Below are 20,063 nucleotides of genomic sequence, written 5' to 3' on the forward strand. Positions count from 1 at the left end.
AAGGGGGCATTATCCAACGGCGATAACAATAAAAGCGTCAGGCCCATGACCCGAACAGCCAGAGTCACCGACCCCTCCTACGAGTTGATGGACGACCATAACGGGCTGTCCATCATCTACCGCCAGCATGGCTTTCCCTGCCCGCTGGTGCGCTGGCATTTCCACAAGGAATACGAACTGCACTTGATCGTCGCCAGTTCCGGCAAGGTGTTCATTGGCGACTACATCGGTAACTTCTACCCCCAGTCGCTGTTTCTCACCGGGCCCAACCTGCCCCATAACTGGATCAGCCAGGTGGCCGAAGACGAAGTGGTGCCCAAGCGCGACATGCTGGTGAACTTCACCGATGAGCTGTTCGAAAGCGGTCACCAGGTATTCGCTGAACTCAAGACAGTCGCACCGCTGCTCGAACGCGCCCAATACGGCATCGAGTTCCGTTGCAAGCGCACCATCCGCCAGGCCATGACCCTGATGCAGCGCATCGCCGACTCCCAGGGCATGAGCCGACTGGGGCACTTTTTCATCCTGATGGAGCTGCTGGCCGCCACGGATGACTACCAACTGCTGTCCGGCGCGACCGCCCCGCAAACGGCGGACGAACACAGCATCGACCGTACCAACCGCGCGGTGGACTACATCTTCGCCCATTACGCCCGGGAACTGCCCCTGGAAGAAGTCGCCGAACACCTGGGCATGAAACCCACCTATTTCAGCCGGGTGTTCAAACAGGCCACTGGCCGCTGTTTCATCGAATTCGTCAATCGCCTACGCATCAGCAAATCCTGCGAATTGCTGGCCGACGGCGACAAACCGGTGACGGACGTGTGCTTTGAGTCCGGCTTCAACAACATCTCCAATTTCAACCGGCGCTTCCAGCAGCTCAAGGGCATGACGCCGTCCCACTACCGGCGGCTGGCGGTGCAGCGGTTGACCGAGCAGAACCAGGGCTGAGCCTTTTTTGCCCCAACAGGGTCCCCCGAGGCGAGGGAGCTTGCTCCCGCTGGCGCGCGCAGCGGCCCTTGTTTTTGGGGTCTGCTTCGCAGCCCAGCGGGAGCAGGCTCCCTCGCCACAGGGTTCTTTGTCCAGCCGCGACCCTCTCCAGTGCAAAAAAGTATCAGCACAAGTGCGACGGATGATTTGTCACGCCGTCCATAGAGGGCTGTAATCAGCGCACATTCTTCCCTTCATCCGGAAGACACAAAAACAATAACTGTCCTTCTGCAGCTTTCGGGCGCGGAAAAGGAGTGCGCGATGAAACCTTCGGTAAAAGTTCTGCTTGTCTCCACCTGCATGACCCTCAGCAGCGTCAGCTTCGGCGCAGAGACCCTCACCATTGCCACGGTCAACAACAGCGACATGATCCGCATGCAAAAGCTCTCGAAAACCTTCGAGGCCGAGCACCCGGACATCAAGCTGAACTGGGTGGTGCTCGAAGAAAACGTCCTGCGCCAACGCCTGACCACCGACATCGCCACCCAAGGCGGACAGTTCGACGTGCTGACCATTGGCATGTACGAAGCTGCACTCTGGGGCGCCAAGGGCTGGCTTGAGCCGATGAAGGACCTGCCGGCCTCCTACGACCTGGACGACGTCTTCCCTTCCGTGCGCGATGGCTTGTCGGTCAAAGGCTCGCTGTACGCCCTGCCGTTCTATGCCGAAAGCTCGATCACCTATTACCGCACGGACCTGTTCAAGAACGCCGGGCTGACCATGCCCGAACACCCGACCTGGACCCAGATCGGTGAGTTCGCGGAAAAACTCACCGACAAATCCAAGGAACAATATGGCCTGTGCCTGCGAGGCAAGGCCGGTTGGGGCGAGAACATGGCGCTCATCACCACCCTGGCCAACGGGTTTGGCGCACGCTGGTTCGATGAGAAGTGGCAACCGCAGTTCAATGGGCCCGAGTGGAAAGACGCACTCAATTTCTATGTCGACAACATGAAGAAATCCGGCCCGCCGGGTGCCTCCAGCAACGGTTTCAACGAAAACCTGGCGCTGTTCAACAGCGGCAAATGCGCGATCTGGGTGGATGCCAGCGTCGCCGGCTCGTTCGTCACCGACAAGACCCAGAGCAAGGTGGCCGATCACGTTGGCTTCACCTTCGCCCCCCACGAAAAAACCGACAAAGGCACCTCGTGGATGTACTCCTGGTCGCTGGCCATCCCGACCAGCTCCAAAGCCAAGGAGGCCGCCACGGTCTTCACCACGTGGGCGACGTCCAAGGAGTACAGCCAATTGGTCGCCAAGACCGACGGCATTGCCAATGTACCGCCAGGCACCCGCACCTCGACCTACAGCGACGAGTACATGAAGGCCGCACCGTTTGCCAAGGTGACCCTGGAATCGTTGAAAGTCGCCGACCCGAAAGCCCCCACCCTCAAGCCCGTGCCCTACATCGGCATCCAGTTGGTGACCATTCCCGAATTCCAGGCCATCGGCACCCAGGTGGGCAAGTTCTTTTCGGGCGCGCTGACTGGCCAGCAGACCGTGGACCAGGCGTTGACCGCCGCGCAGTCCACCACTGAACGCGAGATGAAACGCGCTGGGTATCCCAAGTAAAGGCCTGTAAACATCCATTTGTGGCGAGGGAGCTTGCTCCCGCTGGCGGGCGAAGCCCGCCCTGGCGATCGAGAGGATTGCCTATCGGCATGGGCCCGCTGCGCGGTCCAGCGGGAGCAAGCTCCCTCGCCACAGGGAATGCGTCGCATAAGAGTAAGCACTCATGAATAGTTCAACGACAACCGCCAAAGCCCCCATCGAGATTGCCCCGCCGCCGGCGCGCAAGGTCCGCCTGGCCAACCCCGGCTGGTTCCTGGTCAGCCCTTCGGTGGCCTTGCTGCTGCTGTGGATGATCGTGCCGCTGGGCATGACCGTCTACTTCTCGATGATTCGCTACAACCTGCTCTACCCCGGCGAAAACGAATTCGTGGGGCTGGAGAATTTCACCTATTTCCTGACCGACTCGGGCTTCATGCCTGGCGCCACCAATACCCTGTTGCTGGTGGGCAGCGTGCTGTTGATCAGTATCGTCCTCGGGGTGTTGATCAGCGCGCTGCTGGAGGCCAGTGAGTTTTTTGGGCGCGGCATCGTTCGTGTGCTGATGATCTCGCCGTTTTTCATCATGCCCACCGTCGGTGCGCTGATCTGGAAGAACCTGATCTTCCACCCGGTCTCGGGCATCCTCGCCTCGGTGTGGAAGCTGTTCGGCGCCCAGCCGGTGGACTGGCTGGCTCATTACCCGTTGCTGTCGATCATCATCATCGTGAGCTGGCAATGGCTGCCCTTCGCGATCCTGATCCTGATGACCGCCATGCAGTCGCTGGACCAGGAACAGAAAGAAGCCGCCCGCCTGGACGGTGCCGGCCCGATCGCGATCTTCTGGCACCTGACCCTGCCGCACCTGGCCCGTCCGATTGCCGTGGTGCTGATGATCGAAACCATCTTCCTGCTGTCGGTGTTCGCCGAGATCTTCACCACCACCAACGGTGGCCCCGGCTATGCCTCCACCAACCTCGCATACCTGATCTACAACCAGGCGCTGGTGCAGTTCGACGTCGGCATGGCTTCGGCCGGTGGCCTGATTGCCGTGGTCATTGCCAACATCGCCGCCATCATCCTCGTCCGGATGATCGGCAAAAACCTCACCGACAAGCATTGAGGCCGTCGCCATGACTCTTCAACAATCCCGTCGCCTGCAAAGCCTGCTGCTGGGCACGCTGGCCTGGGCCATCGCGATCCTGATCTTCTTTCCGATCTTCTGGATGGTGCTGACCAGCTTCAAGACCGAAATCGATGCGTTCGCCACGCCGCCGCAGTTCATTTTCGCGCCGACCCTGGAGAACTACCTGCACATCAACGAGCGCAGCAATTACTTCAGCTTCGCCTGGAACTCGGTGGTGATTTCCTTCAGCGCCACCGCCCTGTGCCTGCTGATTGCGGTGCCGGCGGCCTACTCCATGGCGTTCTATGAAACCCAGCGCACCAAAGGCACATTGCTGTGGATGCTCTCCACCAAAATGCTGCCACCGGTGGGCGTGCTGATGCCGATCTACCTGCTGGCCAAACAGTTTGGCCTGCTGGACACGCGTATCGCGTTGATCATCATCTACACCTTGATCAACCTGCCCATCGTGGTCTGGATGATTTACACCTACTTCAAGGACATCCCTCGCGACATCCTCGAGGCCGCGCGCCTGGATGGCGCCACCCTCTGGCAGGAAATGGTCCGCGTGCTGCTGCCGATCGCCAAGGGCGGCCTGGCATCCACCGTGCTGCTGTCGCTGATCCTGTGCTGGAACGAGGCGTTCTGGTCGCTGAACCTCACCTCCTCCAAGGCCGCGCCCCTGACGGCGTTGATCGCTTCCTACTCCAGCCCGGAAGGTTTGTTCTGGGCCAAATTGTCGGCCGTATCGACCCTGGCCTGCGCGCCGATCCTGATCTTTGGCTGGATCAGCCAGAAACAGCTGGTGCGCGGTTTGTCCTTCGGCGCGGTGAAATGAACCTTCAAAAGATCGCAGGCTTCGCCAGCTCCTACACACAGCCCACAGCCCTCACGAGCCCTGTAGGAGCTGTCGAGTGCAACGAGGCTGCGATCTTTCCCAGTCAACTGAATAAAATGACAAGTGGAGGCCCATCATCATGGCCAACCTGAAAATCAAGAATTTGCAAAAGGGTTTCGAAGGTTTCTCCATCATCAAGGGCATCGACCTTGAGGTGAACGACCGCGAGTTCGTGGTCTTCGTCGGCCCGTCGGGCTGCGGTAAATCCACGCTGCTGCGGCTGATCGCCGGCCTGGAAGAGGTCAGCGACGGCACCATCGAACTGGATGGCCGGGACATCACCGAAGTCAGCCCGGCCAAGCGCGACCTGGCGATGGTGTTCCAGACCTACGCCTTGTATCCGCACATGAGCGTGCGCAAGAACATGTCCTTCGCCCTGGACCTGGCCGGCGTGCCCAAGGCCGAGGTCGAGAAGAAGGTCAACGAAGCGGCGCGCATTCTCGAATTGGGGCCGATGCTTGAGCGCAAGCCCAAGCAACTGTCCGGCGGCCAGCGCCAGCGCGTGGCGATCGGCCGGGCCATCGTGCGCAACCCGAAAATCTTCCTGTTCGACGAGCCGCTGTCCAACCTCGACGCCGCTCTGCGGGTGCAGATGCGCCTGGAACTGGCGCGCCTGCATAAAGAGCTGCAGGCGACCATGATCTACGTGACTCACGACCAGGTCGAAGCCATGACCCTGGCCGACAAGGTGGTGGTGCTCAACGGCGGGCGCATCGAACAGGTCGGCTCGCCGCTGGAGCTGTATCACCAGCCGGCCAACCTGTTTGTCGCCGGGTTCCTCGGCACACCGAAAATGGGCTTCCTCAAAGGCAAGGTCACCGCCCTGGACAGCCAGGGTTGTGAGGTACTGCTGGACGCCGGCACGCGTATCCACCTGCCGCGCAGCGGTGCCAACCTGAGCGTCGGCGGCGCGGTGACCCTGGGGATTCGTCCGGAACACCTGAACCTGGCGCAACCGGGCGATTGCACGTTGCAAGTCACCGCCGACGTCAGCGAACGGCTGGGCAGCGACACCTTCTGTCACGTCGTCACGACGTCCGGCGAAGCCTTGACCATGCGGGTTCGCGGCGACCTGGCGAGCCGCTTCGGCGAGCAACTGAGCCTGCACCTGGACGCCGAACACTGCCACCTATTCGATGCCGAGGGCGTAGCGGTGAACCGCGCGCTGCGCGCCGCCGCCTGATTGTAGAGACTTGTGATGAAACTCAACCGACAGAACCTGCACAACCTCAACGCCGAGGTCGCCCTGCCCGCTTATAACCTGGACGACCGCCGCCAAGGCATCGCCCACATCGGCGTCGGTGGTTTCCACCGCGCGCACCAGGCGTATTACACCGATGCGTTGATGAATACCGGCGAAGGCCTCGATTGGGCCATTTGTGGCGTAGGACTTCGATCCGAAGACCGTCGCGCCCGGGATGACCTGGCCGGCCAGGATTATTTGTTCACTCTTTATGAGTTGGGCGACACCGACGACACCGAAGTCCGCGTCATCAGCGCCATCGCCGACATGCTATTGGCCGAAGACGGCGCCCAGGCGCTGATCGACAAACTGGCCGATCCGCAGATCCGCATCGTCTCGCTGACCATCACCGAAGGTGGCTATTGCATCGACGACAGCAATGGCGAGTTCATGGCCCACCTGCCGCAGATCCAGCAGGACCTGGCCCATCCCGAGGCGCCGAAAACGGTTTTCGGCTTCCTCTGTGCCGCCCTGGCCAAGCGCCGCGCGGCTGGCACCCCGGCGTTCACGCTGATGTCCTGCGATAACCTGCCCCACAATGGCGCGGTCACTCGCAAGGCGCTGCTGGCTTTTGCCGCGCTGCGCGACCCGGAACTGGGCCAATGGATCGACGCAAACGTGAGTTTTCCCAACGCCATGGTCGATCGCATCACCCCGATGACCAGCGGCGCCCATCGCTTGCAATTGCATGACGAACACGGCATCGACGACGCCTGGCCGGTGGTCTGCGAACCTTTCGTGCAATGGGTGCTGGAAGACAAGTTCGTCAACGGTCGCCCGGCCTGGGAAAAGGTCGGCGTGCAATTCACCGATGACGTTTCTCCCTATGAAGAGATGAAAATCAAGCTGCTCAACGGCAGCCACCTGGCGTTGACCTACCTGGGCTTTCTCAAGGGTTATCGCTTCGTCCACGAAACCATGAACGACCCGCTGTTCGTGCGTTACATGCGCGCCTACATGGACCTGGACGTGACGCCGCAACTGGCACCGGTGCCGGGCATCGACCTGACTGATTACAAGAACACCCTGGTGCAACGCTTTTCCAACCAGGCGATTGCCGACCAGTTGGAGCGGGTCTGTTCGGACGGCTCGTCGAAGTTTCCAAAATTCACCGTCCCGACCATCAACCGCTTGATTGCCGACGGCGGCGAAACCCGCCGTGCGGCGCTGGTCGTGGCGGCCTGGGCCGTGTACCTGAAGGGCGTGGACGAGAACGGCGTGACGTATTCGATCCCGGACCCACGCGCGGCGTTCTGCCAGGCCTTGGTGGCTGACGATGCGCTGGTGACCCAGCGGGTGCTGGAGGTGGAAGAAATCTTTGGCAGCGCGATCCCCCGCTCGCCGGAGTTCGTGGCAGCATTCGAATGGTGCTGCAACAGCTTGCGCGAGCACGGGGTTACGCGAACACTTGAGCGGGTGTTGGCTGACGCGAACTAAGCCCGGCGCGATCCGCTTTTGTGGCGAGGGAGCTTGCTCCCGCTGGGTTGCGTCGTAGGAGCTGTCGAGCGAAGCGAGGCTGCGATCTTTTCCAAGGCCGGTTGAGTATCAAGCGAAAGATCAAGATCAAAAGATCGCAGCCTTCGGCAGCTCCTACCACAGCCCAGCGGGAGCAAGCTCCCTCGCCACAGGTTTTGTGTTTGCCTGAACATTGTGTGACCGAGCGGCTATCTCCTGCGGGTATTGATCTGACGACAAAGGATTTTTATGGCAAACCAACAACTGTTCCTGGGTATCGACTGCGGCACCCAAGGCACCAAGGCACTGATCCTGGATACGCTCAGCGGCCAGGTGCTCGGCCAGGGTGCCGCTGCCCACAGCATGATCAGCGGGGCCAGCGGTCGCCGTGAACAAGACACCCAGCAATGGCTCGATGCATTCACCCAGGCGACTCACCAAGCCCTGGCCGCCGCCGGGGTCGATGGCCAGGCGATCCTCGGCATCGGCGTGTCCGGCCAGCAACACGGCTTGGTGCTGCTTGACGACCAGGGCCAGGTCTTGCGCCCGGCCAAGCTGTGGTGCGACACCGAGACGACGCCGGAAAACGATCGGCTTCTGGCATACCTGGGGGGTGAAGACGGCAGCCTCGCACGCCTCGGCGTGGTGATCGCGCCGGGCTACACGGTTTCCAAACTGCTCTGGACGCGGGAGCAGCATCCCCAGGTTTTCGAACGCATCGCCAGCGTCCTGCTGCCCCATGACTTCCTCAACTACTGGCTCACCGGGCGCCATTGCAGCGAATACGGCGACGCCTCGGGGACCGGCTACTTCAACGTACGCACCCGCCAATGGGACGTACAGTTGTTGCAACACATCGACCCCGGCGAACGCCTGCTAATGGCGCTTCCGGAGCTGATCGAGGCCCATCAGCCGGTCGGACGCATCCTGCCGGCCATTGCCGCGCATCTGGGCATCAACCCCGACGCGGTGGTGGCCAGTGGTGGCGGAGACAACATGATGGGCGCCATCGGCACCGGCAATATCCAGCCCGGCGTGATCACCATGAGCCTCGGTTCCTCCGGTACGGTCTATGCCTATGCCGCCGAACCTGTGGTCAGCCCGCAACCGTCAGTGGCGACGTTCTGCTCCTCCAGCGGTGGCTGGCTGCCGCTGATCTGCACCATGAACCTGACCAACGCCACCGGAGCGATTCGCGAGCTGCTGGATCTGGACATCGACACCTTCAACGCCCTGGTGGCCCAGGCCCCGATTGGCGCCGAGGGTGTCTGCATGCTGCCGTTCCTCAACGGCGAGCGGGTCCCTGCCCTGCCCCATGCCACCGCTAGCCTGCTGGGCTTGACCACCACCAACCTGACCCGGGCCAACCTGTGCCGCGCCGTGGTCGAAGGCACGACCTTCGGTTTGCGCTATGGCTTGGACCTGCTGCGGGCCAACGGCCTCAAGGCCCAAAGCATTCGCCTGATCGGCGGCGGCTCGAAGAGCCCGGTGTGGCGGCAGATCGTCGCCGACATCATGGACACCACAGTCATTTGCACCGAACAAAGCGAAGCGGCGGCGTTGGGTGCGGCGATCCAGGCGGCCTGGTGTCATTCAGCCGCGCAAGACAGCCTCGCCGAACTGTGCGAGCGCTGCGTCAAGCTCGACCCGGCCAGCGAAACCCGGCCAGTCGCCGCACACGTCGCGGCGTCCCAGCAGGCGTATGAACGTTATCGACAACACGTCGCAACCCTTTGAGAGCGGGCAACTATGTATCTGGTGTGTGGTGAAGCGCTGTTTGATTTTTTCAGTGAAACCGAGGCGGATGGCCCTGCCTCGCAGGTGAATTACAAGGCGATTGCCGGAGGCTCACCGTTCAACGTGGCCGTGGGTCTGCGCCGCTTGGGCGTTGAATCGGCGCTGTTTGCCGGGCTCTCCACCGACTACCTGGGCCGACGCCTGCAGCGGGTATTGCTCAATGAAGGTGTCAGCCCCCGGTACCTGCTGGACTTCGACGCGCCGACCACCCTGGCGATGGTCGCCGTAGGCGCCAACGGTTCGCCCCACTACAGCTTTCGCGGCGAAGGGTGTGCCGACCGGCAGTTGAGCCTGGCCCATCTACCGGAACTGGGCCCTGAAGTGCGTGGTTTGCATATCGGCTCGTTCTCGCTGGTAGTCCAGCCCATTGCCGACACGCTCCTGGCCCTGGTTCAACGGGAAAGTGGTCGGCGCCTGATCAGCCTCGACCCGAACGTGCGGCTCAACCCGCAGCCGGATATCGAATTGTGGCGCTCGCGGATTGCAACGCTGGTGCAGTATGCCGACCTGATCAAGGTCAGTGACGAAGACCTGAGCCTGCTCTACCCCGACCGTGACCCAAACGAGGTGATTGGCGGCTGGTTGGAGCATCGCTGCCAGTTGGCATTCCTGACCCGTGGCGGCCAGGGCGCAACGGTGTTCAGCCGTCATCATGGCGTCTGGTCGCTACCGGCTTGCCCCGTCGAAATAGCTGACACCGTGGGTGCGGGCGACACCTTCCAAGCGGCGTTGATCGCTTGGCTTACCGAGCAGCAACTGGATGATGTGGAGGGTTTGCACTCGCTGACCGTGGACCACATCAACGGAATGCTCGACTTCGCCATGCGCGCCGCCGCGCTAACCTGCACAAAAACCGGACCAGATCTGCCGTACAGGAAGCATTTATAGTCCAAAGGCCGTAAATCCGCCTGAGCGCTGCGGCGTCGCCGAACCGGCAATTCAGTAATGTTAAAAGGTGATTCCCTGAGCCGCCTGCAAACCCAGGGAATCACCGCACAGGCATTGACGCTATTATTGATACGTTGAGGGTCGCCCTTAAACAGGATTACATCCATTATTTATAGCGACTTCATGAGAAACATCGGGCCTGAACGGCTCCAGATTCCAAGTCGTTTTCGTGCGCGCAATGGCGAGATGACAAATGAGTTGGCGACGCATCCCTCCCCCATCATTATTTTTCCATTGACCGTCATTACGAAATCTACTAACAAGCTCATCGTAAGCCCGATTAGTTTGATCTGACTGTATATTCCTACCGCACTCCGTGGGCACCACTGACAAGCTCCATTCATTTTTATTGGTCCCCGGGTCATAACGCTCAATCCAAGCGACCGAATCTATGTAGTGAGCACATTGACTGGAATCGTAGGCCTCGGATTGATCTGTTTGGGAAAAACTGAAGCATTCTACGGGCGGAACGGAAAAATCAAGTTGCACAATGGGGACGGAATGACCCGCCTGCCTAAGTTTTCGCTGAAAAATCCTGGCGGCTTCGAGCGGGCTTGGCTGTACCTTGACATCGAAATAAATAGCCTCAATGGCAGAAGCATTCAGCTGCGAACTGGTCGCTGCATTATTCAGCTTGAGTTCATTATGAGCTGGCTTATACCAACTCGAATCAATACCACTCTGCGGATCAACTTGGGAATAAGGAACTATATCCGCCTGGTGAATATCAATCATCGCATTCCAGCTCGTCTGGCTTTCCACATTCCAAGAACACTGATTCCACGGGGCATTGTTACCCGCTTTGAAAAAACTTAGCCATTGCTCTTTTCGGGTAATCCCCATTTTGTCACAAGCCCCAAACGCATATTGGCTATTGGCAGTGGGAGGCCGTGGTGCTGGCTCGGCGGTATAGGTAAAGCCAGCCTTGCTGGCCATCTCGGGGGTAATCCCGTCGCATTCCTTGGCGCTCGCGGTCCATCCATCAAAAGGATAAAGGCACGTCCAACCGACGGAAACCGCGGGGAGGCCATGAATCGCCCCGTATAAAGGTGTACGAAGTATGAATCCAACCGGCCTGTATAGACGGATGGTACCCATATCTTTTCTCAGCCAGGAATAGGAGGTCAAGCCTGTGGCTGGGCGCTCCCAAGGATTGTAGTCGCCATCTGCCGTGCCCCGAATTGTATTGCCACTGCAATAGTAATGCCCTCGCCGCGCACGGGTACCGTATTCAAGACAATCGTTTTTTATCTGGTTATAGTTATCATTGATACGCTGTACTACTGGATTAGGCAAATAGCGAGCCTTTACAGAATTCCAACGATTCAAATCGGCTTGAAACACGAAGGTATAGGTGTCTCCTGAATAGAGGTCTACAGCCTCCCCAGACACACCGGACGGCGGACTTACTTTCGATGAGTAGGTGGCAGTCGACCGAACAATGACGACATCACCATTGTTGGCTTTTGGCAAAATCACGTTCGCAGACCAATCACCATCTTTCATCAGGTATCGCACAATTCTTTTAGACGTGATGTCCGGTATGGTACTCCCCACATTATTCGGAGAATATTCACTCACTCGGATCTTCCACCTCCGAGCGGAGGCGTCGTACTGAAAAACAAAAGTATCGCCCTTGTTCATGGATATTGATTGAGCCCCCACATCGGTATTTGTCAAATCCAACACACTCGAATATGAAGCTCTTGCGTTAATTGTGATCTCGGCCGCATCCGGCGCGATACCAGGCAAAGTTATGTCGTTCACCCAGTCCCCATCATCGGTTTGAAAGACCATAGGGAAATTTAAACTTGGATCACCTGCTGGAGGTGGCGTATTCCCATACCCACCAGGGATGTTTCCGCGACCCGCATTTTGATTGGGCGTCAAATAAACTGCAGAGACAGAGGTACTCAGCAATGACAGCAACACCATATAGATGATTGTTTTCATTTCAGCCACCCAAACAGTCACATCATTAACAGACGCACAATGCATTAGCTATTTAGTAGGGGCTCTCAAACTAAATTTATTACCATGCAATGACGCACCGATAACACACGAGCCAATTTTGGGGGAGCTAAAGCGTATTGACTACTGTTAGAACTAACAGTGCAACAGACGCTCTGGATCTAACCTTTATCGCGAAATATAAGGCTGGCCGGCAGCATACGAAACCCTCAGTGTCGCACCTGAACACTTGGGTTTGGCACTGGGGGTTGGGACAATGGCGCGAGGGAATGCCGTCACAGCCTTAATTCTTGAGCAGAATCAGCCAGGAAACGACTTGCCACGACAGAGAGCACCTCAACGTCTGGCTGGGAGGAAGCCCGGCCAGACAAAGGTTGATCACGCTACGGTTATGCGTTTAACGTCCAGTCATCCGGTGCTTCTGATGAAAATGATTGCCTGGATGGGCATGGCCCCGACTTTTATCATGATCGAGTTCGGTACGTAGCTCGGCAATCAGATCGTTGATCGCCCGGCAGCCCGTGAGCTTAGTGGCGTCGATGTCGCTCTTGATCAGCGCCACGCGATCAGTTTCATGATCGTCATAAATCTTGACGGTCATGGACAAATCCGGTGACAACGTGCATTGCGAGCGCTTGGGCAGCAAGCTGCTTTCAATAATGTTTCGCATTTCGAGGGCAGATAAAAACATGGCGACTCTCTCCTGTTGAGGCGGCCAATTTATGTTCACGACGGAGGTATTTTCGTCCGTTTTCTTCCCTGCGGACTGGGACTACGAATACCGGGCCGTTCGTTCGTTCTTTTTAGCGTTTTCAGTCAACGAGCTCGTCAAACGAACTCTTGAATTATCCCGCAAAAAATATGCCTGTATTGACAACCTTCCACATTTGATATGAATCAAGCGCTTAGCTTCTTCCTGCGCCAGAAGGCTCGTGCAAAACGCAAGGAAGCGTTGTTTTTTCCATGCAAACTGCAATCGCCTTTTATCCTGTTCGCAACCTAGAGTAGCCCCAATTGCGAAAGGGCAAGTGGGCACCCGTCGCCTCGTCCAAAAAAAGTGTGACGTAGCGTAAAAAACTCAAATGCCCGCTGCTGAAGCCCGCTCCGCCACATGGCGCAAACTGTCGAAATTGATGTTGGCACCGGAATCGATCGCTACCAGCGTCTCGCCTCGCGCCCCCGTGCGCGCCACGTATTGCTTGATGCCTGCCACCGCCAACGCGCCTGACGGTTCGGTGATGGAACGGGTGTCGTCATAAATATCCTTGATCGCAGCGCACAGTTGGTCGTTGGTCACGGTCATCACTTCATCGACACAGAAACGGCAGATATCCAGGCCATGGGCGCCGATCTGCGCCACGGCCACGCCGTCGGCGAAGGTTCCCACCTCCGGCAAGGTGACCCGCTCCCCGGCGGCCAGCGCGGCCTGGAGACAGGCAGAGTGCTGTGACTCGACCCCGATGATGCGTACCTCCGGGCGCAGGTACTTGACGTAGGCCGCGATCCCGGCGATCAACCCACCGCCGCCGACCGGGACAAAAATCGCATCCAGCCGGCCAGGATGCTGACGCAGGATTTCCATGGCGACGGTGCCTTGCCCGGCAATCACGTCAGGGTCATCGAAAGGCGAGACGAACTCCCGCCCGGTCTGCTCGGCCAGTTCCAGCGCATGGGCCAAGGCAAACGGAAAACTGTCTCCGTGCAGCAGTGTCTCGGCACCGCGGTTGCGCACACCCAGTACTTTCAGTTGCGGGGTGGTCACGGGCATGACGATGCTGGCCGAAATGCCCAGTTCCCGTGCCGCCAGCGCGACGCCCTGGGCATGATTGCCGGCGGAGGCAGTGATGACGCCACGAGCTCGCTGCTCCGGCGTCAGGTGAACGAGCTTGTTGTAGGCACCGCGGATCTTGAAGGAAAAGGTCGGTTGCAGGTCTTCACGCTTGAGCAGGATCCGGTTGCCCAGGGCTTCGGACAGCGCGGGCGCCGCTTGCAGTGGCGTGTGCACGGCCAATTCGTAGACCGGCGCGGCGAGGATTTTCTTTACATAGTGCTCAAGCAGGGCTTGCTCGGTGTGGGCAGCGGGCATGGCGATCTCCTGGTTCGCTCGGAGCCCGGGAGACAGAAAGAAAAAACCCGCCTCCAGGGCGGGTTCGGTGCAGCCGTCAGCTAGCCCGCCAAATAAGGAATGGCGGTAATAATGCTTGGCTGGCTGCGCAATACGGTTGAGTTCATGCCTGGAAATTAGCGGTGCGTTGGCGGCAAGTCAATGGGGAACATCAAGTGATAGACGCTTTCGTGGCGAGGGAGCTTGCTCCCGCTGGCTGCGAAGCAGCCCCAAAAGCAACTGCAATCGACCTGATACACCGCAGCGACAGATCTAGGGGCCGCTGCGCAGCCCAGCGGGAGCAAGCTCCCTCGCCACAAAAGCTCTGGCATTGCGTTACTTCAGTCCGATTTTGTACAAGGCCCCGTCGTCTTCATCCGTCAGCACATACAGGTAACCGTCCGGGCTCTGGCGGACATCACGGATTCGCGCCTTGAGCTCACCCAACAGGCGCTCTTCATGGACGACCTTGTCGCCCTGCAATTGCAGGCGGATCAGTTCCCCGGACACCAAGGCCCCGATGAACACGCTGTGTTGCCAGGCCTTGAAACGCTCATGGTCGTAGAACGCCATGCCGCTGAGCCCCGGTGAGACCTGCCAGACGTGATGAGGATCAAGGGCGCCTTCGACGGTCTTGCCCTGGGCCTCGGGAATCGGGGCGCCGGAGTAATTGATGCCGTGGGTCGCCAGTGGCCAGCCGTAGTTCTTGCCGCGCTCGATGATGTTCAATTCATCGCCGCCCCGGGGCCCGTGCTCGTTTTCCCAGAGGGTGCCATTCCAAGGATTGAGGGCGGCGCCCTGGGGATTACGCATGCCGTAGGACCAGATTTCGGGGCGGACGTCTTTCTGGCCAACAAAGGGGTTGTCGTCGGGCACCTTGCCGTCGGGGTAGATGCGCACGACCTTGCCTTGCAGCTTGTCCAGGTCCTGGGCGGTGGGCCGGTCGTTGTTTTCCCCCAGGGTAATGAACAGATAGCCGTCGCGGTCGAAGACCAATCGCGAGCCAAAGTGGTTGCCCGTGGACAGTTTGGGCTGCTGGCGGAAGACCACGTCGAAGTTCTTCAGGCTCTTGAGGTCCTCGGACAGTTGGCCGCGGCCCACGGCGGTGCCGGCCTTGCCATCTGCGCCAACCTCGGCATAAGACAGGTAGACGGTGCGATCCTGCTTGAAGTCTGGCGACAGCACCACGTCCAACAAGCCGCCCTGGCCCTTGGCCCACACCTCAGGCACGCCACTCAGGGGCGCGGACAATTGGCCGTCGGGGCTGACCACGCGCAGGTTGCCCTCTCGCTCCGTCACCAGCAGGCCCTGTTGGCCAGGCAGGAATGCAACGGACCAAGGGTGCTCCAGCCCCTTGACCACGGTGGTCACTTCCAGCGTGCCCTCTTCGCTTTTGAATGACTGGGTGGGCGCGGCAGTGGCCGGCGTGGCAAGGGTCAGGACAGCGCTGGCGCAGAATGCGGCCAGGAGTGTTTTACGCAACATGCACATTTCCTTCTGCGGTGTTGAAAGAGAACGACGGGCTCCTGTGCCTAGCGGTTGCCATTCTGGCTATTGCGCGGTGGCGTGGGAGACTCGATGGTCGGTCGCGGCGACCCCGACGGCTGGCCGGAACGAGGGTAGCCATTGCCGATACCGCCGTTTTCCAGGGTCGGTGGCCGTGGCACCGGCACTGTCGGGTTGTTATGAATCGTCGGCACGTTGGGCCGGGTGCCCTGCATGCTGTTGGGATTGGCCCGGCGTATGGGGCTGTTATAGGGATTGTTGTTGCCCGGCAGGTTCTGGGCCAGGACCATAGGGCCTGCGCTGGACGTGTCGGCCTGGGCAGCGGCGGTCAGTAGTAGCGTCATGATGGCGAGCATCAGCCTGTTCATTGGGGCACCTCTTGGGTTCAGGCATATCGAAAGCACGCTACGCCGCAGGTTCGCCGTTGTTAAGCGAAATGTCCCGGTGAAGATGTAACGAAGCGTCTCCGAACCATTGTGGAAGCGAGCTTGCTCGCGACGCCGGTGGGTCAGCTTGCACCCATGGCGTCTGTACCGCCGCTATCGCGAGCAAGCTCGCTCCCACAGTGAAGCAGGATGGTGGAAACTTTTGCCAAGGCGCGACGGTCACCAGAGAGACATCCATCGGCAAGGAAAACACCAACATGGCACGGGCAATCTGGAAAGGCGCAATCAGTTTCGGGCTGGTCCATATTCCTGTCGCGCTGGTGTCGGCCACCTCTTCCCAGGGCGTGGATTTTGACTGGCTGGACAAACGCAGCATGGACCCGGTGGGCTACAAGCGAGTCAACAAAGTCACGGGCAAGGAAGTGACCAAGGAAGACATCGTCAAGGGCGTCCAGTACCAGAAAGGCCAATACGTACTGCTCAGCGAAGAGGAAATCCGCTCCGCTCACCCCAAGTCCACCCAGACCATCGATATCTTTTCCTTCGTCGACAGCGAGAAGATCCCCCTGCAAAACATCGACACGCCCTACTTTCTCGCCCCCGACAAGCGTGGCGGCAAAGTCTACGCCTTGCTGCGTGAAACCCTGGTCAAGACCAACAAAGTGGCCCTGGCCCACGTTGTGCTGCATACCCGCCAGCACTTGGCCGCCCTCATGCCCCTGGAATCGGCCCTGGTGCTGGTGATGCTGCGCTGGCCCGCGGAGGTGCGCGAGTTGGATGTGCTGGAACTGGGCGACGAGGTTACGAACCCGACCCTGGCCAAGGGCGAGCTGGAAATGGCCAAGCGCCTGGTGCAGGACATGAGCGCCGACTGGGAGCCGCAAGAGTACCGGGACAGTTTTGAAGACAAGATCATGGAGTTGGTGGAGAAAAAAGCCAACGAAGGCCGTCTCGAAGCCGTGGAGACCGATCCGGGCGAAGAACAACGCAAGACCGCCGATGTCATCGATCTGACCGAATTGCTCAAGCGCAGCCTGGGCAGCAAGGGCAAGACCACCGACAAATCCGCGGGGAAGGCTCCTGCAAAACCTGCGAAAACCCGCAAATCCGCTCCTGCCAAAAAAGCCACCAAGGCCTCCCAGGGCTAAAACCCTGGCGAGTGCAATACAAGGGAATCTGTCATGGCCAACGCCGAGAGTGAATCTGCTCGTTTATCCAATGCCGAGTCGGACGCAACGACGCCCCGCAACCCTGGCCGAGGGGGGACGCCCCCCCTTGGCAACCGTCTGCCCGAACGCCTGTCACCGCAATTGGCGACGCCCGTGGAGGAGCCGCCCACCGGCGAATGGCGTTATGAGGTCCAATTTCACGGTTATCGACTGCTAAGCCGCATCGAACAAGGCGAAGTCCGGTTATACAACCGTAACCACCAGGACTGGACCGATCGACTGAAGCTGCATGCCGAAGCCGTGGCCGGGTTAGACCTGGGGGACAGTTGGCTCGACGGCGAGTTGGTCCTGCTCGATGAAACCGGTCACTCCGATTTCGCGGCCCTGCGCCAAGCGTTCGAAATCAGCCGCACCGTCGACATGGTGTATTTCCTGTTCGATGCACCCTTTCTCAATGGTGTCGACCTGCGTCAGGCGCCGGTGGAAGAACGCCGCGCGGCGCTGAAAAAAGCCCTCAGCAACAATGCCAGCAAGCGCCTGCGCTTTTCCGAGTCGTTTTCCGCCGGCCAACACGACATGTTCGAAAGCGCCATCGCGCTCTCCCTGGACAGCGTGGTTGGCAAGCGCCTGGGCAGCCCTTATATGTCCCGGCGAAGCGCCGATTGGGTGAAGCTCAAGTGCCGACTGCGCCAAGCCTTCGTCATCGTCGGGTTCACCCGCCCCCAAGGCAAGCGCAGCGGTTTCGGCGCGCTGCTGCTGGCCGTCAACGGGCCAACGGGGCTGACGTATGCCGGCAGGGTCGGCACAGGCTTCAGCCAAGTACAAATCAAGCAACTGCACGAACAACTGTGTGCGCAGCAGCGCGAGACCTCGCCACTGGCTGCGCCGCTCAACGGTACGCAGGGACGCGGCGTGCAATGGGTCGAGCCCAGCCTGACCTGCGAGATCGAGTTCACTGAATGGACCCGCGATAGCCAGGTGCGGCAGGCGATTTTCCTGGGCTTGCCGACCCATACGCCCGCCAACAAGGTTGTTCGTGAGCAGCCCCTGCCGATAAAACCCACCACGCCAAAACCCCAGCGTCGCAAAAAAGCCGGCACGGCCAAAGTCGACGGGGTGACGATCACCCACCCCGACCGGGTCATCGACAGTGTCAGCGGCGTGCAAAAGGCCGAGCTGGCGCAGTATTACCTGGACATCGCCCCTTGGATCCTGCCGCACCTCAAGTTGCGCCCGGTCGCGCTATTGCGGGCACCGGATGGTATCGGCGAAGAACAGTTTTTTCAAAAACACGCCGATCGCCTGGAGATTCCTCACATCAAGCAGTTGGATCCGCGACTGGACCCGGGCCATGCCGCCCTGATGGAAATCGATGATATCCACGCGCTGGTCAGCGCGGCGCAGATGGGTACGGTGGAACTGCACACTTGGGCCGCCACCCACGACCGGATCGAGACGCCCGACCTGTTTGTCCTGGACTTGGACCCGGACCCGTCACTGCCCTGGAGCGCTATGATCGAGGCGACCCGCATGACCTTGGCGGTGCTCGACGAGTTGGGCTTGCAGGCCTTCCTCAAGACCAGCGGTGGCAAAGGCATGCACGTGATCGTGCCCTTGGCGAGAAATGAAGGCTGGGACACCACCAAGGCGTTCGCCAAAGCCATCTCCCAGTTCCTGACCCGACAAATGCCCGAGCGCATCACCGCCACCATGGGACCGAAGAACCGCGTCGGGAAAATATTCGTCGATTACCTGCGCAACGCCCGTGGAGCCAGCACAGTGGCCGCCTATTCGGTACGCGCCAGGCCAGGCCTGCCGGTCTCGGTGCCGATTGCCCGGGCCGAGCTGTCGACCCTGCGCAACGCCCAGCAATGGGACATCCATACCGCGCTGGAACGGGCCAAGGGCTTGGGTGCCGACCCTTGGGAAGGCTACAACCACCGCCAGCGGATTACCGCCAGGATGTGGGAGCAGTTGAATGCACAAAAGCCCGAGGCATGAGGACCAATCCGGCGTTCAAATCCAGACGAAGACCGCCAGCAAACCACCGAAAAGAGCCCACTTCTGCAGGTAATACAGTGTTCGGTTGCGCTTCTTCAGGGCCTTGCCTTGCAACCGGATCTTGTAAAGCCTGGAGAACGCCCGGTTCAGGCCGCCCGTCCTGTCGCCCGCGTCGTTGGGTGCACCGGCCGCCGCCATCACGGTACGGCTGAACCAGCGGTTGAATGCGGTGGCCCAGCGAAACTTCATCGGCCGCTCCACGTCGCAAAACAGAATGATGCGGTTCTGGGCGGTGGTGTTCTCGGCGTAATGGATGAACGTTTCGTCGAAAACTACCGCTTCGCCATCACGCCAATGATACGGCTCGCCATCGACATTGATGTAGCAGCCAGCATTGTTGGGCGTCTCCAGGCCCAGGTGATATCGATAGGAGCCAGCATACGGGTCGCGGTGACGGACCAGCTTCGACCCCGGCGGCAACTCGGCGAACATCGCCGCCTTGATCGAGCCGATGCTCTGCACCAGTTCGGTGGTGCGAGGGCACAGCTTCATGGCCGAGGGATGGCTATCGCCATACCACTTCAAGTAGAAACGCTTCCAGCCGGTCTTGAAGAACGAGTTGAAGCCCACGTCGTCGTATTGATCGGAGCGCTTGATCTCCCCCGCGCGCAGCAGGCTCTGGCCTTCGGCGCGGATCTCTTCCCAATGAGCCTGCAACGGGCTCAGGTCGGGGAACTGCGCCGGGCTCAGGAAGGGCCTGTTGGGCAGTTTCGAGCACAGGTAAAGCAGGCAATTGATCGGTGCGAGAAAAGACGAGTGATCGCTCAACTGGCGTCCGATCTTATGCCGCACGCGCCCGCGCAGGTGTACGTAGCCAATGGAGAAGAGGTAGATCGCGACAATAATGAGCTTCACGAAAGT

Annotated in this window: 15 protein-coding genes and 1 pseudogene; 10 read left to right on the top strand and 6 right to left on the bottom strand. The window is 59.7% G+C overall.

Annotation, left to right across the window (positions count from 1 at the left end; all coding sequences use genetic code 11):
• Window positions 1-45: 45 nt before the first annotated feature.
• The 8 genes from AC515T_RS15995 (at window position 46) to AC515T_RS16030 (ending at window position 9,945) form a co-directional block, all read left to right on the top strand.
• On the top strand, window positions 46-951 hold the full coding sequence (locus AC515T_RS15995) for an AraC family transcriptional regulator (protein WP_053119509.1): 906 nt from the start codon (window positions 46-48) through the stop codon (window positions 949-951).
• Between the two features lie 300 nt (window positions 952-1,251).
• Window positions 1,252-2,562, top strand: coding sequence for an ABC transporter substrate-binding protein (locus AC515T_RS16000; protein WP_496529107.1), 1,311 nt, complete (start codon window positions 1,252-1,254; stop codon window positions 2,560-2,562).
• 163 nt (window positions 2,563-2,725) lie between these two features.
• On the top strand, window positions 2,726-3,661 hold the full coding sequence (locus AC515T_RS16005) for a carbohydrate ABC transporter permease (protein ID WP_496529108.1): 936 nt from the start codon (window positions 2,726-2,728) through the stop codon (window positions 3,659-3,661).
• 10 nt (window positions 3,662-3,671) lie between these two features.
• Window positions 3,672-4,502: a carbohydrate ABC transporter permease gene (locus AC515T_RS16010; RefSeq protein WP_039590930.1), complete on the top strand. Its 831-nt coding sequence runs from the start codon at window positions 3,672-3,674 to the stop codon at window positions 4,500-4,502.
• 139 nt (window positions 4,503-4,641) lie between these two features.
• Window positions 4,642-5,745, top strand: coding sequence for an ABC transporter ATP-binding protein (locus AC515T_RS16015; protein ID WP_496529109.1), 1,104 nt, complete (start codon window positions 4,642-4,644; stop codon window positions 5,743-5,745).
• A gap of 15 nt (window positions 5,746-5,760) precedes the next feature.
• On the top strand, window positions 5,761-7,242 hold the full coding sequence (locus AC515T_RS16020) for a mannitol dehydrogenase family protein (protein ID WP_496529110.1): 1,482 nt from the start codon (window positions 5,761-5,763) through the stop codon (window positions 7,240-7,242).
• 267 nt (window positions 7,243-7,509) lie between these two features.
• Entirely contained in the window at window positions 7,510-8,997 is a 1,488-nt protein-coding gene (gene xylB / locus AC515T_RS16025) for a xylulokinase (protein ID WP_496529111.1), read from the top strand.
• A 12-nt stretch (window positions 8,998-9,009) separates the two neighbouring features.
• Window positions 9,010-9,945 (top strand): carbohydrate kinase family protein, encoded by a 936-nt coding sequence (locus AC515T_RS16030; protein WP_496529112.1) that lies wholly within the window; start codon window positions 9,010-9,012, stop codon window positions 9,943-9,945.
• Window positions 9,946-10,092: 147 nt separating this feature from the next.
• Here AC515T_RS16030 and AC515T_RS16035 read toward each other — a convergent pair whose 3' ends face one another.
• From AC515T_RS16035 to AC515T_RS16055, 5 genes and pseudogenes are all read right to left on the bottom strand, one after another.
• Complete coding sequence (locus AC515T_RS16035; RefSeq protein ID WP_496529113.1) at window positions 10,093-11,958, bottom strand: DUF2599 domain-containing protein; 1,866 nt, start codon at window positions 11,956-11,958, stop codon at window positions 10,093-10,095.
• A gap of 415 nt (window positions 11,959-12,373) precedes the next feature.
• Window positions 12,374-12,667, bottom strand: a complete 294-nt coding sequence (locus AC515T_RS16040; protein ID WP_496529114.1) for a DUF1652 domain-containing protein — start codon at window positions 12,665-12,667, stop codon at window positions 12,374-12,376.
• 405 nt (window positions 12,668-13,072) lie between these two features.
• Window positions 13,073-14,062 (bottom strand): annotated as a pseudogene (gene ilvA, locus AC515T_RS16045) (threonine ammonia-lyase, biosynthetic); the annotation flags it as partial.
• A 354-nt stretch (window positions 14,063-14,416) separates the two neighbouring features.
• Window positions 14,417-15,565 carry a PQQ-dependent sugar dehydrogenase gene (locus AC515T_RS16050; protein ID WP_496529115.1) on the bottom strand — a complete coding sequence of 383 codons (1,149 nt, stop codon included), beginning with the start codon at window positions 15,563-15,565 and terminating at the stop codon, window positions 14,417-14,419.
• Window positions 15,566-15,612: 47 nt separating this feature from the next.
• Window positions 15,613-15,954 carry a hypothetical protein gene (locus AC515T_RS16055; RefSeq protein WP_487776958.1) on the bottom strand — a complete coding sequence of 114 codons (342 nt, stop codon included), beginning with the start codon at window positions 15,952-15,954 and terminating at the stop codon, window positions 15,613-15,615.
• 275 nt (window positions 15,955-16,229) lie between these two features.
• Here AC515T_RS16055 and ku point away from each other — a divergent pair, with 275 nt between their 5' ends.
• Both ku and ligD read left to right on the top strand, forming a co-directional pair.
• Window positions 16,230-17,120: a non-homologous end joining protein Ku gene (gene ku / locus AC515T_RS16060; protein WP_496529116.1), complete on the top strand. Its 891-nt coding sequence runs from the start codon at window positions 16,230-16,232 to the stop codon at window positions 17,118-17,120.
• 33 nt (window positions 17,121-17,153) lie between these two features.
• Window positions 17,154-19,142 carry a DNA ligase D gene (gene ligD, locus AC515T_RS16065; protein WP_496529117.1) on the top strand — a complete coding sequence of 663 codons (1,989 nt, stop codon included), beginning with the start codon at window positions 17,154-17,156 and terminating at the stop codon, window positions 19,140-19,142.
• Window positions 19,143-19,157: 15 nt separating this feature from the next.
• Here ligD and lpxO read toward each other — a convergent pair whose 3' ends face one another.
• Window positions 19,158-20,057 (bottom strand): lipid A hydroxylase LpxO, encoded by a 900-nt coding sequence (lpxO, locus tag AC515T_RS16070; protein WP_496529118.1) that lies wholly within the window; start codon window positions 20,055-20,057, stop codon window positions 19,158-19,160.
• Between the last annotated feature and the right edge of the window lie 6 nt (window positions 20,058-20,063).

This window comes from Pseudomonas sp. FSO-7, assembly GCF_059579345.1.